The 13,949-nt window shown below is 74.6% G+C and carries 15 protein-coding genes; 11 read left to right on the top strand and 4 right to left on the bottom strand.

What is annotated here, in order from left to right; all coding sequences use genetic code 11:
- Position 1: 1 nt before the first annotated feature.
- A complete protein-coding gene (locus FHX31_RS00560; RefSeq protein ID WP_013288766.1) occupies positions 2-406 on the bottom strand; it encodes a VOC family protein in 405 nt (134 codons plus the stop codon).
- Positions 407-483: 77 nt separating this feature from the next.
- On the opposite strand from FHX31_RS00560, the gene FHX31_RS00565 reads away from it, so the two are divergent.
- From FHX31_RS00565 to FHX31_RS00615, 11 genes are all read left to right on the top strand, one after another.
- Entirely contained in the window at positions 484-1,278 is a 795-nt protein-coding gene (locus FHX31_RS00565) for an alpha/beta fold hydrolase (protein ID WP_184974551.1), read from the top strand.
- A complete protein-coding gene (locus FHX31_RS00570; RefSeq protein ID WP_030269185.1) occupies positions 1,271-1,840 on the top strand; it encodes a TetR/AcrR family transcriptional regulator in 570 nt (189 codons plus the stop codon). Before FHX31_RS00565 ends, FHX31_RS00570 begins: the two co-directional genes overlap by 8 nt.
- On the top strand, positions 1,837-2,172 hold the full coding sequence (locus tag FHX31_RS00575; protein ID WP_091330727.1) for a YrdB family protein: 336 nt from the start codon (positions 1,837-1,839) through the stop codon (positions 2,170-2,172). The genes FHX31_RS00570 and FHX31_RS00575 overlap by 4 nt, the downstream gene beginning before the upstream one ends.
- Before the next feature lie 116 nt (positions 2,173-2,288).
- Entirely contained in the window at positions 2,289-3,833 is a 1,545-nt protein-coding gene (locus tag FHX31_RS00580; RefSeq protein ID WP_184974554.1) for a hypothetical protein, read from the top strand.
- Between the two features lie 28 nt (positions 3,834-3,861).
- Positions 3,862-5,259, top strand: coding sequence for an efflux RND transporter periplasmic adaptor subunit (locus FHX31_RS00585; protein WP_091330729.1), 1,398 nt, complete (start codon positions 3,862-3,864; stop codon positions 5,257-5,259).
- A complete protein-coding gene (locus FHX31_RS00590; protein WP_013475149.1) occupies positions 5,256-6,125 on the top strand; it encodes an ABC transporter ATP-binding protein in 870 nt (289 codons plus the stop codon). The genes FHX31_RS00585 and FHX31_RS00590 overlap by 4 nt, the downstream gene beginning before the upstream one ends.
- Positions 6,122-7,306 carry an ABC transporter permease gene (locus tag FHX31_RS00595; RefSeq protein ID WP_013288760.1) on the top strand — a complete coding sequence of 395 codons (1,185 nt, stop codon included), beginning with the start codon at positions 6,122-6,124 and terminating at the stop codon, positions 7,304-7,306. The genes FHX31_RS00590 and FHX31_RS00595 overlap by 4 nt, the downstream gene beginning before the upstream one ends.
- A 213-nt stretch (positions 7,307-7,519) precedes the next feature.
- Positions 7,520-7,729 carry a helix-turn-helix domain-containing protein gene (locus tag FHX31_RS00600; RefSeq protein WP_013288759.1) on the top strand — a complete coding sequence of 70 codons (210 nt, stop codon included), beginning with the start codon at positions 7,520-7,522 and terminating at the stop codon, positions 7,727-7,729.
- A 220-nt stretch (positions 7,730-7,949) separates the two neighbouring features.
- A complete protein-coding gene (locus FHX31_RS00605; RefSeq protein ID WP_007465623.1) occupies positions 7,950-8,051 on the top strand; it encodes a 30S ribosomal protein bS22 in 102 nt (33 codons plus the stop codon).
- 119 nt (positions 8,052-8,170) lie between these two features.
- Positions 8,171-9,244: an NAD-dependent epimerase/dehydratase family protein gene (locus FHX31_RS00610; RefSeq protein ID WP_013288758.1), complete on the top strand. Its 1,074-nt coding sequence runs from the start codon at positions 8,171-8,173 to the stop codon at positions 9,242-9,244.
- 338 nt (positions 9,245-9,582) lie between these two features.
- Positions 9,583-10,440, top strand: coding sequence for a lysophospholipid acyltransferase family protein (locus FHX31_RS00615; protein ID WP_030269196.1), 858 nt, complete (start codon positions 9,583-9,585; stop codon positions 10,438-10,440).
- A gap of 15 nt (positions 10,441-10,455) precedes the next feature.
- Here the strand turns inward: FHX31_RS00615 and FHX31_RS00620 are convergent, their stop codons facing one another.
- From FHX31_RS00620 to FHX31_RS00630, 3 genes are all read right to left on the bottom strand, one after another.
- The gene (locus tag FHX31_RS00620; protein WP_013288756.1) at positions 10,456-11,334 is read right to left on the bottom strand and encodes an HAD family hydrolase; all 879 of its coding nucleotides are present in this window, start codon (positions 11,332-11,334) and stop codon (positions 10,456-10,458) included.
- Positions 11,335-11,438: 104 nt separating this feature from the next.
- Positions 11,439-12,296 (bottom strand): DUF5667 domain-containing protein, encoded by an 858-nt coding sequence (locus FHX31_RS00625; RefSeq protein WP_013288755.1) that lies wholly within the window; start codon positions 12,294-12,296, stop codon positions 11,439-11,441.
- Positions 12,297-12,579: 283 nt separating this feature from the next.
- On the bottom strand, positions 12,580-13,551 hold the full coding sequence (locus tag FHX31_RS00630; RefSeq protein WP_047893138.1) for an ECF subfamily RNA polymerase sigma factor, BldN family: 972 nt from the start codon (positions 13,549-13,551) through the stop codon (positions 12,580-12,582).
- Positions 13,552-13,949 lie beyond the last annotated feature (398 nt).

A 13,949-nucleotide genomic window follows, 5' to 3' on the forward strand; every position in this document is an offset into this window, starting at 1 on the left:
GTCAGTCGTTCGACCAGGCCCGGGTGCACAGCACGAGGCGGTAGCCGTCCGGGTCGGCGAACGTGACACCCCACCTGTCCCAGTACGGGCCGGCGGAGACCCTGGTCCCGCCGGCCCGTTCCAGTCTCGGGACCAGCTCGTCGTCGGCCGGGCCGTCGAGATAGAGCACTAACAGGTCCTCTCCGGTGGGACGCGGCTCGACCGCGAGCGTCGCGCCGCCGACCAGCTCCAGGTGCCAGCCCGCCCCGGGCAGCCCGAGCATCACCAGGTCGTGCTCGTCCGCGTGACCGCCCTCGCTCCGGTAGAGCACGTCCAGGCCCAGCCCCTGCGTCCAGAACCGTTCGGCGGCGGCGAGGTCGCGGCTCGGGCGGGCGAGGCGTACGTGGGTGTCGGCGGTGATCGGCATGCCCGGGATCGTGCGACCTCATCGGGGGTTGAGGTCAAGCTTGACGGTGGTTGGCTAATGCCATTAGCTTTACGGCTATGAAGGTTAGTCAAGTGGCGCGGGACGGCGGCACGATCGCGTACGAGGTGCACGGGTCGGGACCGCTCGTGGTCCTCTCGCACGGCATGGGGGAGAACCGGGCGGCCTTCCGCCACCTGACGCCCCGGCTGGTCGCGGCCGGTTACCGGGTCGCATCGGTCGACGTACGCGGGCACGGCGACTCCAGCCCGCACTGGCCCACGTACGCCCCCGAGCAGGTCGGCGGCGACCTGCTCGCCGTGGTGCGGGCGCTCGGCGGCGAGCCCGCCACCCTGGTCGGCAGCTCCTCCAGCGCCGCCGCCGTGGTCTTCGCCGCCGCCGAGGCACCGGACCTGGTGAGCGGCATCGTGCAGGTCAGCCCGTTCGTCGGCACGCCGAAGCCGAACCCGCTGATGCGTGTGGCGCAGGCGGCAGTGCTGCGCAGCCCTCGGCTGTTCGGGCTGTTCCACCGCACGCTGTTCCCCTGCGGGCGGCCGGCCGACGACGCCGCGTACCGCAAGGAGCTGGTCGCCAAGCTGCGCGGCCGGATGGCCGCGGTGCGCGGCGTGATCGCACCGGCCGACCCGCACTGGACCGCCCGCGCGCCCGAAGTGCGCCGGCCGGTGCTGGTGCTGATGGGTACGAAGGACCCGGACTTCCCCGACCCGGGCGCCGAGGCGCGGGCCGCGCGCCGGCTGTTCGCCGTCGCCGAGGCGCGCATGGTCGCCGACTCCGGGCACTACCCGCACGCCGACCAGCCCGACGCCACCGCCGCCGACCTGGTCGAGTTCCTGGCGGTGACCGCACGTGCCTAGGGCCGGTCTGACCCCGGCGACTGTCGTGCGGGAGGCCGCCGCGCTCGCCGACGAGGTCGGCTACGAGAAGCTGACCCTGGCCGCGCTCGCCGCCCGGCTCGGCGTCGCGCTGCCGAGCCTCTACAAGCACGTCCGGGGCGCGGACGCGCTGCACCAGAAGCTCGCGGTGCTCGCCACCGCCGAGATCGCCGACGTGCTCACGGCCGCCGCCGCGGGTCGCTCCGGCGGCGACGCGTTGCGCGCCGTCGCCGCCGCCTACCGGGAGTACGCGCGGCAGCACCCCGGCCGCTACCCGGCCGCCCAGCGGGCGCCCGACCCGGCCGACCCCGAACACCTCGCCGCCGGCCAGCGCGCGGTCGGCGCGGTCCGCGCCATCCTGCTCGGGTACGGCCTCGACGGCGACGCCGCGACCGACGCCATCCGGATGTTCCGGGCCGCCGTGCACGGCTTCGTCGCCCTGGAGGCGGCGGGCGGATTCGGGCTGCCCCGCGACACCGACCGTTCCTTCGGCGAACTCGTCGCCGGTCTGGACCGTGCCTACCTCTCCTGGGAGAACCGATGAAGGCGCTGCTGCTCGGCGCGATCTTCCTGCTGGAACTGGCCCTGCTGGGCTCGGCCGGGTACTGGGGCTTCACGCTCGGCACCGGCTGGCCGGTACGCCTGCTGGCCGGGCTCGGCACGCCGCTGGTGATCGCCGTGGTGTGGGGCCTGTTCTGCTCGCCGCGTGCCACAGTGGCGCTGCCCGACCCGGCCAAGCTCGCCGTCCAGGCCGCCTGCTTCCTCACCGGCGGCGTGCTGCTGACCCTGGCCGGCCACGCCGTACCCGGAGTGGCACTGGTGGCCCTGTGGGCAGCCGACAAGACGGCGTTGACGCTGACCGGCACCCCGATCTGAGAGATCTTGGTACGAAACGGCCCCCATCAGGGCGCTTCCGTACCAAGATCTCTCCGCGGGGCGGAACAGTGGCGGGACTCTTTCCCGGAACGCCCGATTGGTCGTACCCTTCGCCGGTGACCGACGGCGACGAGCAGCCTCCCGGCCGGACGACGGACGGCGACGAGCCTCGCCCCACCGTCGACGCCGACCGCGCCGCCGACGCGAGCGCTGCCAACCTCAGCGCCGCCGCCGACGCCAGCGCTGACGACACCCGCGCCGAAAACGCCGCCACTCCCGCCGGCGTGGACGCCGCCGTCGACACCATCGCACCGGCACCGGCACCGGCACCGGATGCGGCGTCGTTGCCGCACCCCGCCGCTGGTACGGCGTCGTACCCCGTACCCCTGGTGCAGCCGGACCCGACGCGGACGGTGCGGCAACGGCGGCGGTGGCCGCTCTGGACCGCGCTCGGACTCGCGCTCGGCCTGGTGGCGGGCGCCGTGCCCGGCGTTCTCCTGCGGGAGTCGGCGCCGGATGCGGCCGGGCGGTCGGCCGCGAACGCCGACCCGGGCACGGCGGCGCAGCGGCGGCTCGGCGAGCGGATGCTCGCGCTGCTGGACCGGCAGGCCGCCGCCCTCGTCGGCGCGGACCGGGCCGGCTTCCTCGCGGTCGTCGAGCCGGCGGCCCGGCCGGCGCTGAGCCGCCGGTACGCGGCGCTGCGGGCGCTGCGGGTCACCGTGTGGCGGCCGGCTGCGGACGGTGTGCCGGAGGCTGTCGAGGGGCGGCCGGGGGAGTGGCGGCAGACGGTGACTGTGGGCTACTGCTTCGTGGTGCCGGACTGTGCGCCGAGCACTGTGGAGCTGGGTGCGCGCTGGCGGCTGGCCGGGGAGGAACCCCGGCTGACCGCGCTGGAACCGTCCGGGGCGGACCCGGCCGGTGTACGGCCGTGGCAGATGAACGACCTGGCCGTGACGGTCGGCAAGCGGGTCGTGGTGGCCACCACGCCGGCCCAGCGGCGCAAGTTGCCCGGCCTGCTCGCCCAGGCCGAGACCGCCGCCCGGGCCGCGGACCGGTACGCGATCGGCGGCCGGCCGCCGGACCGGTACCTCGTCTACTACGCCGGGAAGGGCGAGTGGCAGCGCTGGTACGGAGGCGGGCGGCCGAAGTGGACAGCCGGTTACGCGGTGGGCGTCGGCGGTGGACGCCACGACGTGGTGCTCAACGCCCAGATCGTCACCCCGGCCGGCCTCGACGACCTGCTCCGGCACGAGCTGACCCACGCCGCCTCGCTGCCCGACCGGGGCTACGCCGACCGCGCGGACTGGTGGCTGGTGGAGGGGCTGGCCGAGTACGCCGGTGCCGACGGTCAGCCCGTACACCGCTACGACGGCCTGACCGAGGTGCGGGACCTGCTGCGCGGCGGCTGGTCCGGGCGGCTGGAGGCGGTGGCGCCCGCCGACGACGCGAGCGACGACCGGGTCGGCGGCGCGTACGGCGTCGGCTACCTGGCCGTACGCCATCTGGTCGACAGGTACGGCGAGCAGCGGATGCTGGACTTCTACCGGGCCGTGGTGCACCAGGGACGGACCCCGGAGCAGGCCGCCGACGAGGTGTTCGGCGACCCGTGGTCGATGCTGCACGACGACTGCGTGGCCTACGTGCGGGCCGTCGTCGGCTGAACGTCGACGCCTGTCGACGGGTCGTAGCATGGGCCGGGTGGCCCGCACTCCCTCGCCGCGGCTGCCCGCGGCCCGCCGCCCCCGTCTCGTCACAGCGGTGCTCGCCGTCGTCGCGCTGACCGGCACGACCGCCGCGTCCTGCGGCGACGACGCCCCGGCGGTCACAGTCGCCGAGGTGGGCCGCGCGCCGGTCAGCGAGGTGATCGACGCCCCGGCCACAGTCACCGCGCGGGCCGCCGCCACCCTCACCGCACCCGCCGACGGCACGCTCGCACGTCTGCGGGTGCAGCCGGGGCAGCGGGTGACCCGGGGGCAGGTGCTCGCGGTGATCGACTCGCCGTCGGCCCGGGACCGCCTGGCGAAGGCGCGGGACGCGCTGCGTGCGGCGAAGCGGGCCGGGCGGGGTACCGGCACCGGCGACCTGGGCGGCAGCCGGCGCGGCACCGACCGGGCTGCCGACGAGGCGTTCGCCGCCGCCCGCGCCGCCGCCGGCAAGGTCGGCGACCCGCAGGTACGCGCCGCGCTCCTGCTCCAGGTCCAGTCGGCGCAGCGGCAGTACGAGTCGGCCGCCCGCGCCGCCGACCGGGCCGTGGCCCAGGTGCAGCGCGGGGTCGCCGGCCTGAACAGCGCCGTCGGCGCGCTGTCGTCCGCGCAACGACTCCAGGCCCAGCAGGCGTACGACCTGGCGAAGGCGACAGTGGACGCGTTGACGTTGCGCGCGCCGATCGCCGGTGTGGTGCAGCCGGGCGGCACCCGGTCGGCGGCGCCGGCCGACCTGGCCGGGCTGCTCGGTGCGGCGGGTGGCACGGCGGTGCCCGGTCTCGACCCGTCGGCGCTCGGCACGGGCGGGCAGGGCGGCCCGCCGCCGGGGGTGGACGACGCGATCCCGGCCGGTGGCCGGGTCACCGCCGGCACGCCGGTGCTCACCGTGGTGGACATCGGCCGGCTCGGCCTGCTCGCCGAGGTGGACGAGACCGACGTGCTGCTGGTCCGGGCCGGGGTGCCCGCCTCGGTCGAGCTGGACGCGGTGACCGGCGCGACGTACGAGGCGACTGTGCGGTCGGTGGACGTGCTGCCGACCAGCTCGGCGCGGGGCGGCGTCACCTACCGGGTCCGCCTCGACCTGGGCGCCGGCCGCCTCGGTGAGGCCGAGGCCGCTCCGGCACCCCGCCCTGGCATGAACGCCGTGGTACGGCTGCGGGTGCGGGAGGCCGCCGACGCGGTGGCGGTGCCGGCGTCGGCGGTGTTCTCCACCGACGGGCGGGACGCGGTCTGGGTGCTGCGGGACGGCCGGGCCGACCGGGTGCCGGTGACGGTGGGCGTGCAGGGGCAGGACCTGGTGCAGATCGTCGACGGCGTACGGGCCGGTGACCGGGTGGTGGTGCGCGGCGCCGACCAGGTGCGCGACGGCCAGGAACTCCGGTGACCGTACCGGCGGTCGAGGCGGTCGACGTCTGGCGCACGTACGAGCTGGACGGTGTCTCGGTGTCCGCGCTGCGCGGGGTGTCGCTCACCATCGACCAGGGCGAGTACGTGGCGGTGATCGGGCCGTCCGGCTCGGGCAAGTCGACGCTCATGCACCTGCTCGGCGGGCTGGACCGGCCCAGCGGCGGCCGGCTGGTGATCGGCGGGCGGGACGTGACCACGCTCACCGCGCCGGAGCTGGCGACGCTGCGCAACGAGACCATCGGCTTCGTGTTCCAGGCGTTCCATCTGCTGGCCCGTACGTCGGCAGTGGACAACGTGGCGTTGCCGCTCGTCTACCGGGGTGTCGGGGCGCGGCAGCGGCGGGAGCGGGCGGCGGCGATGCTGGGCCGGGTGGGGCTCGGTCACCGGCTGCACCACCGGCCCAACCAGCTCTCCGGCGGTGAGCAGCAGCGGGTGGCTATCGCCCGGGCGCTGGTCACCGAACCGGCGGTGCTGCTCGCCGACGAGCCGACCGGCAACCTGGACAGCGCCACCGGCGAGGCGGTGCTGGAGCTGCTGGAACAGTTGAACGCCGAGTCCGGGGTGGCGCTGGTGATGGTGACCCACGACCAGGAGGTGGCCGCCCGGGCACACCGGCGCATCGCGGTACGGGACGGACTCATCCGGTCCGACAGCCTTCATGATCGACCGGCGTCGGACGGCTCCGGCGTACCTGCGACACTGGACCCCGCTCCCAGCGCGGAGCCCCGGTCCGCGTCCGGAAGCGGCCCGGGGCACCCGCCCGGTGGCCCCGGTGGCGCCACCGGGGCCACCGGGCGCCTTCCGCGCGCCGCAGGCGGCCGTCAGCGGGGCGACGCCGGATGAGGCTGGCCGAGGCGTGGCGGGTGGCGTCGGACGCGCTGCGGGCCAACCGGATGCGCAGCCTGCTGACCATGCTCGGGGTGATCATCGGGGTGGCCTCGGTGGTGATCCTGGTGGCCATCGGCACCGGCACGAAGCAGCAGGTCGAGCAGCAGGTCGAAGGGCTCGGCTCGAACCTGCTGCTGGTGGTGCCGGGCCGGATCGAGGTGGGCAACGCGCCTGTGGTCTCGCCGCTGGACCTCAGCGACGCCGACGCGGTCTCCCGGGTGGTCGGCGACCCCGGCCGGGTCGCCGTCACGGTGGCCTCCGGCGCTACCGCACGGGCCGGCAACCGGTCCGACTTCACCACTGTGCAGGGCGTCCTGGAGACCACCCCGTCGGTGTTCACCAGGTCGCTGTCGCGGGGCCGCTACCTCACCGGGGCGGACGTGGACACCAGCCGCCGGGTGGCGGTGCTCGGCGACTCGGTGGCCCGCGCGCTCTTCCCCGACCGGGATCCGCTCGGTCAGCAGGTCACGCTGGCCGGGGTGCGGTTCCGGGTGATCGGCGTCTTCGCCCCGCTCGGGCAGAGTCTCGGCGTGGACCGGGACGACGAGGTGCACGTACCGGTGACGGCGGCGCAACGGCTGTGGGGCACCCAGCGCATCGACGGCATCGCGGTGAAGGCGCCGGACCGGGAGCGGATCGACGAGCTCGGCGACCGGATCGTCGCGGAACTGTCCCGCCGGCACCCGGACACCGAGTTCAGCGCCGTCACCCAGCGGCAGATCCTCGGCGTGCTCGGCGACATCCTTGGTGTGCTGACCGGCGTGCTGGCCGCCATCGCGGGCATCTCGCTGCTCGTCGGCGGCGTCGGCGTCTCCAACATCATGCTGGTCTCGGTACGCGAGCGGACCCGCGAGATCGGCCTGCGCAAGGCGGTCGGCGCCCGCCCCCGGGACATCGGCGTGCAGTTCCTGCTGGAGGCGGTGCTGCTCACCTCGGTCGGCGGCCTGACCGGGATGGCGCTGGGCGTCGGCACCGCGCTGCTCGTGGACGCGTTCTCCCCGATCCCGGCGGCGATCACCTGGTGGTCGTTGGCGCTGGCGTTCGGCGTCTCCGCGGCGGTCGGCATCGTCTTCGGCGTGGTGCCGGCGCAGCGGGCCGGACGGCTCGACCCGGTGGTGGCGCTGCGCGCCGAGTAGACGGCGGTCGCCCGGATCGGACGAGACACCCGTCCGGGCGAAAAAGCCCTGGTGGACATCGGGTGAACGGCTGTCTCGCCATGATCAAAGGGTGGAAGGGATCGCGCAGGTCACAGCCGTCCCGCTACCGTACTGGTTACACGCGCGTCGCTCGTCGAGGCGGGAACACCTGCCCGGTGACACGCGCCGGGCACGGGAATGGGTCGGTGAGCCATGGCCGGGTCGCAGTCCGACGCACGGCTGTCGGATGTCAGGTTCCTGACCGTCGCCGAGGTGGCGACGGTCATGCGGGTCTCCAAGATGACCGTCTACCGCCTCGTGCACAGCGGTGAGCTGACCGCGGTACGGGTCGGCAGGTCGTTCCGGGTGCCCGAGCACGCCGTGCACGAATACCTCCGGGGCGCCTTCCAGGAGTCCGCCTGAGCCCTCGGCGCACCGTCCGCCGAGTGCGACGAAAAGGGGCATCGACGGGGGCGCGTTGGTCCTGCTGACGCACTCCGGTTAGGCTGGGCCACGACCGTGACCGCTCTCTGGTGTGCCCTGCCCACCACGCTGGTCCGGTCCGTTGTCCGCAAGCGGTCACGGCGCCACCCGTGGTGGTGCCGTCCGGTCCGCCCCGCACGTTGCATCGAAAGGCTGTCGTATGGGCTCGGTGGTCAAGAAGCGCCGCAAGCGCATGGCTAAGAAGAAGCACCGCAAGCTGCTGCGCAAGACCCGCGTCCAGCGTCGCCGTCTCGGCAAGTGACCGGTGCCGGGCAGCAGCCCGGCACCGGCACCACTTGCCAACTGTCGACCCTCGGAGGCTCAGGTGATCAGGCCGCGGACGTCCCGGCTCGATCCCGCCTGCCGCGCTAGGCGCACGACATGACCCCCGGTGACACCTCCGGTGCCCCGGGGGTCGTCGTCGTCACCGGGGTCGGGCGCTGGCTCGGCGCCCACGTGGCCGCCCGGCTCGCCGCCGACGAGCGGATCGAACGCGTCATCGGGGTCGACCCGGCACCACCCAACCCCGAGCTGACCGACCTGCTCTCCGACGTCGAACGCATCCGCCTGGACCTCGACTCGCTCGGCGGCCTCCTGCACGACCTCGACGTCGACACGGTGGTGCACCTGGCGCTCGTCACCGCCCCCGACCCGCAGCAGGGCGGCCGGGCGGGGATGAAGGAACAGAACGTCATCGGCACCATGCAGCTGCTCGCCGCCGCGCAACGCGCGCCCCGGCTGCGCAAGCTCGTGGTCCGCTCGTCCACCGCCGCGTACGGGGTGTCGTTCCGCGATCCGGCCGTCTTCACCGAGGAGACCGAGCCGCGCGAGGTGCCGCGTGGCGGTTTCGGCCGCGACATCCTCGACATCGAGGGGTACGTCCGCGGGTTCCGCCGCCGTAGGCCCGACGTCACCGCGACGGTGCTGCGCTTCGCGCCGTTCATCGGGTACGCCGCCGACACCACGCTCACCCGCTACTTCTCCCAGCCGGTGGTGCCCACCGTCTTCGGCCGCGATCCGCGCCTGCAGTTCGTGCACTTCGACGACGCGCTGGAGGTGCTGCACCGGTCCGTCGCCGAGGATCACCCGGGCACGTACAACGTCGCCGGGCCGGGGGTGCTGTCGCTGTCGCAGGCGATCCGCCGGGCCGGCCGGGTGGCGGTGCCGGTGCTGGAACCGGGCCTGGCCGGGGTCGCCGCGGTCGCCCGCAGTCTGGGCTTCGGCCGGTACGGCTTGGACCAGGTGGACCTCTTCGTGCACGGTCGGGTGGTGGACACCAGCCGACTGGAGCGGGAGTACGGCTTCACGCCCCGCTCGACAGCCGCCGCGTTCGAGGACTTCATCCGCGCCCACCACGGCGGAGTCGTGGTCACCCGGGACCAGCTCGCCGCCGCCGAGCAGTTGGTGCTGGAGAGCATCCGGCAGGTCCGCTCGACCGTACGGGAGCGTTCGTGAGCAGCCCCGACGAGCGGCGTGACGCGCGTTACGACGTACCGCTGGGTGTGCCGGATCCGGGCGCGGAGCCCGCGCGGCGCAACGGGCACCGCCGGGTGACCGCGCCGTCCGCCCGCCCGGCGGCGCCGCCGGACGAGCCGGACACCTCCGCCGACGAGCCGGGCGCCTCCGCCGACGCGGGCGTTCCGGCCACGCGGCACCAGCCGGCGAAGAAGACAGTGGCCAAGAAGACGGTCGCGAAGAAGGCCGTGGCGAAGAAGGCCGTCGCCAAGAAGGCCGTCGTGCAGCAGGCCCCCGCGGACGAGGCACCGACCGGGAACGCGCCGTCGGGTCCGGCCGTGGCCGACCGTCCGGGGGACCACTGGGACCGCAAGGTGGCCCAGGGGCTGGCGTTTCTGCGGCGGCGGCTCGCCGGTGACTACGAGGTCGACGAGTTCGGCTTCGACCCCGACCTGACCGACGCGGTGGTCCACCCGCTGGTCCGGCTGCTCTACCGGGACTGGTTCCGCACCGAGGTCAGCGGCATCGAGCACGTACCAGACGAGGGCGCCGGTCTCGTCGTCGGCAACCACTCCGGCACCGTGGCGCTCGACGCGCTGATCCTCTCCACCGCGCTGCACGACCGGCACCCGGCGCACCGCTACCTGCGGCTGCTCGGCGCCGACCTGGTCTTCCGGATGCCCGTCGTCTCCGAGATAGCCCGCAAGACCGGCGGCACCGTCGCGTGCAACCCGGACGCGGAGCGGCTGCTCGGCAACGGGGAACTGGTGGGCGTGTTCCCGGAGGGCTTCAAGGGCGTCGGCAAGCTCTACGCCGACCGCTACAAGCTCCAGCGCTTCGGCCGGGGCGGGTTCGTCTCCGCCGCGCTGCGCACCGGTACGCCGATCGTGCCGGTGGCGATCGTCGGCGGCGAGGAGATCTATCCGATGCTCGCCGACATCAAGCCGCTGGCCCGGCTGCTCAAACTGCCGTACTTCCCGGTCACGCCGACGTTCCCCTGGCTGGGGCCGCTGGGCATGGTGCCGCTGCCGAGCAAGTGGCTGATCGAGTTCTGCCCGCCGATCCCGACCGCGCACCTGCGTGACGCGGCGGACGACCCGCTCGTGGTGTTCAACCTCGCCGACCAGGTGCGGGAGACGATCCAGCAGACGCTGCACAAGCTGCTCGAACGCCGGCCGGACCCGTTCGGCCCCTGAGCCGGGCCGCGCCGGTCAGGCGTCGCGGTGGCGGCGCCGGTGCAGCGCCAGACCGGCCGTGACCGCGCCGGCGAGCAGCCCGGCCGCCGCGGTGGAGGGCACGGCGATGCGTACGGCCCGGCGCCCGGTGCGGAAGTCGCGCACGTCCCAGCCCTGCTCGCGGGCCTGCCGCAGCAGCGCCGGGTCGGGGTTGACCGCCACCGCGCGGCCGACCGCGCGGAGCATCGGCAGGTCGTTCGCCGAGTCGCTGTAGGCCGCGCACCGGGCCAGGTCCAGCCCTTCCACGGCGGCGAGCTGGGTGACCGCCTCGGCCTTCGCCGGCCCGTGCATCAGGTCACCGACCAGCCGCCCGGTGTACGCGCCGTCGACCACCTCGGCCACAGTGCCGATCGCGCCGGTCAGGCCGAGCCGGGTCGCGATCACCCGGCCGATCTCCACCGGGGCGGCGCTGACCAGCCAGACCCGCTCGCCCGCGTCGAGGTGGCGCTGCGCCAGGCGACGGGTGCCGGCCCAGATGCGCGGCGCCATCAGCTCGTCGAAGATCTCGTCGGTGAGGCGTTCCATGTCGTCGACCCGCCAGCCCTGGACGAAGGCGAGCGCGGCCTCCTTGGCCTGCGACATGTCGCCCGCGTGCTCGGTGGCGAGCAGCCGGAACCGTGCCTGCTGCCAGGCGAACCGGGCCAGGTCCCCGGTGGTGAAGTACTTCCGGGCGGCCAGCCCGCGGGCGAACCAGTAGATCGACGCGCCCTGCATCATCGTGTTGTCCACGTCGAAGAACGCGGCCGCGGTGGGGTCGGGCGTGACTGTGGTCGCCGGTGCCGAGGGGGTCTCCGACCAGCCCGCGGTGTGCCCGTGCGCGTCGGTGCTGACGGTCACCTTCCGGCTCCCGGCCACGGCGACCTCCCTGCCTCGACGACGGCGTACGCCCTCCTCGTCGAGCGTATCCGGCACGATGTGACGGCCGGGTGTCCGCCGGGAGAAGTGTGGCGCGGTAGGCGTCAGCGGTCGGCCGGGCAGGTGGCCGGAGCGGGCCCGAGCATGTCGCTGGCCTGCGGCGCGGGCAGCCCGCAGGCGATCGCCTCGCGGAGCGCGTCGGCGCGCTTGCCCGCCGCGTCGAGCAGGGACAGCGAGCGGCGGGTGCGGTCCCGGTCGGCGTGGTCGGGCCGGTCGAGCAGGCCGCTGACCACCCGGCGCTGGCCGGCGAGGAACGTGTCCACCGCGTCCAGCGCCGTCGGGTCCGAGCGCTGCGCGGCGACAGTGGTCAGCAGGCGTACGCCCTGGCGGGTGTCCGCGTCCATGTCGTCCAGGACGGCGCTGAAACCGATGCGGTCGTCGCGCACCGAGGCGGCCTCGTCGAGCCGGGTGCGGGCGAAGTCGAGGAAGAGCTGGCCTCGGCTGATGTCCGAGCTGGCGAGCGCGAGCTGGGCGCGCTCGGTGGAGCGCTTCATGCCGTACAGGGCGTCGCCGGGCAGCGCGTTCTCGCTGGCGGCGGAGATACCGGAGAGGGCGACCGCCCCGGCGGCCACGCCGACCAGGATCGCGCCCCGGGCTCGCGCCCGGCGGCCGGTGATGGCGGGGAGCAGCGCACCGCGTACGCCGGAGGTGGCGGTCCTGGCCGGAGCGCCGACGCCCTCGCGTTCGGCGGTGGCCACGAGCATCGCCCGCAGGCCGGTACGGAACTCGGCGTCCACCTCGACGTCGGGCCGCTCGGCGGTGAGCCGGCGGCTCACCTCGACGAGTGCGGTGAGCTCACCGTCCGCCTTGGACCGGACGTGGTGCCGGCGTCCGCCGTTGGCCTCGTCGAGGAGTTGCGCGAAGCGCTCGGCTCGCCGACGGGAGAAGAGGTCGCTGTCCACCGCGGCACCCCCTCTCGCTGGTCACGGCCGGGCGGCCGTCGTCGTCACCAGCGACCGGTGGCAGCGTGTGGCCCAGGGCCGACCGGAACGGCCGACCTGACCCGCCGGACCGGGTGGCCCGGGGGACGCCGGGACAACCACTGGTCGCACCCGGAGAAACGGACCGCGCCGGTCGCCGGTTACGGCTGGGGCGGCGGCGAAATCACCGGGAGTGAGGGGCGGGTGGGGGGTACGTCGGGCATGCGACACCGCCCGGCGTCGTGCGCCGGCCGGGTCGGGACCGTCAGGAGTGGAAGCCGTCGGGCAGCAGCCGGGCCAGCGCCCGGACCGCCCGGTACTGCAGGGCCTTGATGGCGCCCTCGTTCTTGCCCATGGAGCGGGCCGTCTCGGCCACCGAGAAGCCCTGGAGGAACCGCAGCACGATGCACTCCTGCTGCTCCGGGTTGAGCTGCTTGACGGCGGTGAGCAGGGCGACGTTCGTGATGTGCTCCACCACCGCCGCCTCGGGGCTGCCCTCGGGTCCGCGGTCCTCCCGGTCGGCGTCCAGGACGTCACCGGTGGTGACCTCCAGCCGGTAGCGCCCGGACTTGAAGTGGTCGGCGACCAGGTTGCGGGCGATGGTGACCAGCCAGGCGCCGAGGTCGCGCCCCTGCCAGGTGAAGCTGCCGATCCGCTTGAGCGCCCGCAGGAACGTGTCGGAGGTGAGGTCCTCGGCGAGCTGGCGGTTGCCGACGCGGAAGTAGACGAACCGGAAGACGGTGTCGACGTACCTGTCGTAGATCAGCCCGAACGCCTCGGACTCGCCCGCCTGTGCGCGCTCGACCAGCGTCCACACCTCGGTGGCCGGGTCGGACGGGTCGGGGCGGCTGGGGAAGCCGGTGGCGGGCGCGGCGGCCGGCACGGCGGGCAGGACGGCGGTGTCGCCGGTGGTCACCGCCGGCAGGACCGCGGTCTCGGCGGCGGACGGCTCGGCCCCGGTCGCCGCGTCGCCGCGTCGCGCCTGGGCCGGCATGGTCGGGCGGGTCGGACTGCCCAGGCGGCCGGTCGCGGGCTTCGCGTTGCCGCCCGGGGCCGCGGGGCGGGGCGGCGCCTCGTTCGTGTGGTGCGCGCGGCTGCGGACGCGCCGCCCGTCGCCGCGTACCGCGAGCTGGCCGTCGGTGCCCCGGGGGCCGGGGTCCGCGCGCTCGTTGAGCGGGTTGCGCTGGGCCGGGCCGGTGACACCGGCCGGTCGTTCGGCGTAACCGAAGGTGGTCACCGCGCCTCCCCAGGCTGAGCGGACAGTGACCGCGCCGGAGGACCGGGTAACACCCGGTCGGGCACGGCCGGGTCGGGACGTGCCGGCGGGCGGCAGATCCCCTTGAGGTGCTGGTCCAATGCGCTCACGGGCACGGGGGCCTCCTCGGGCTGAGGGGTGTCGACTCACGGCAAATGGGGTGAGCCGACCCGAGTGATGATAGGGCCAACGTCACCCACGCGTGGCAAGTCCGTTACACAGAGCGGAAGTATTTCCCGCCAGGTCGCACACATGGCGGACCCGTTGTCCGTCGTGTGTGGTTGACTTTCGCGCCGGAACCTGGTCCGCAGTGGAAAGTCCTGGTCGGAGCCGATTTTCTTTTCGCTCGGCGTGTCGCGGGAGCGGTGCGGCCGGGTCAC

The sequence above is a fragment of the Micromonospora sp. CNZ286 genome (assembly GCF_014207755.1).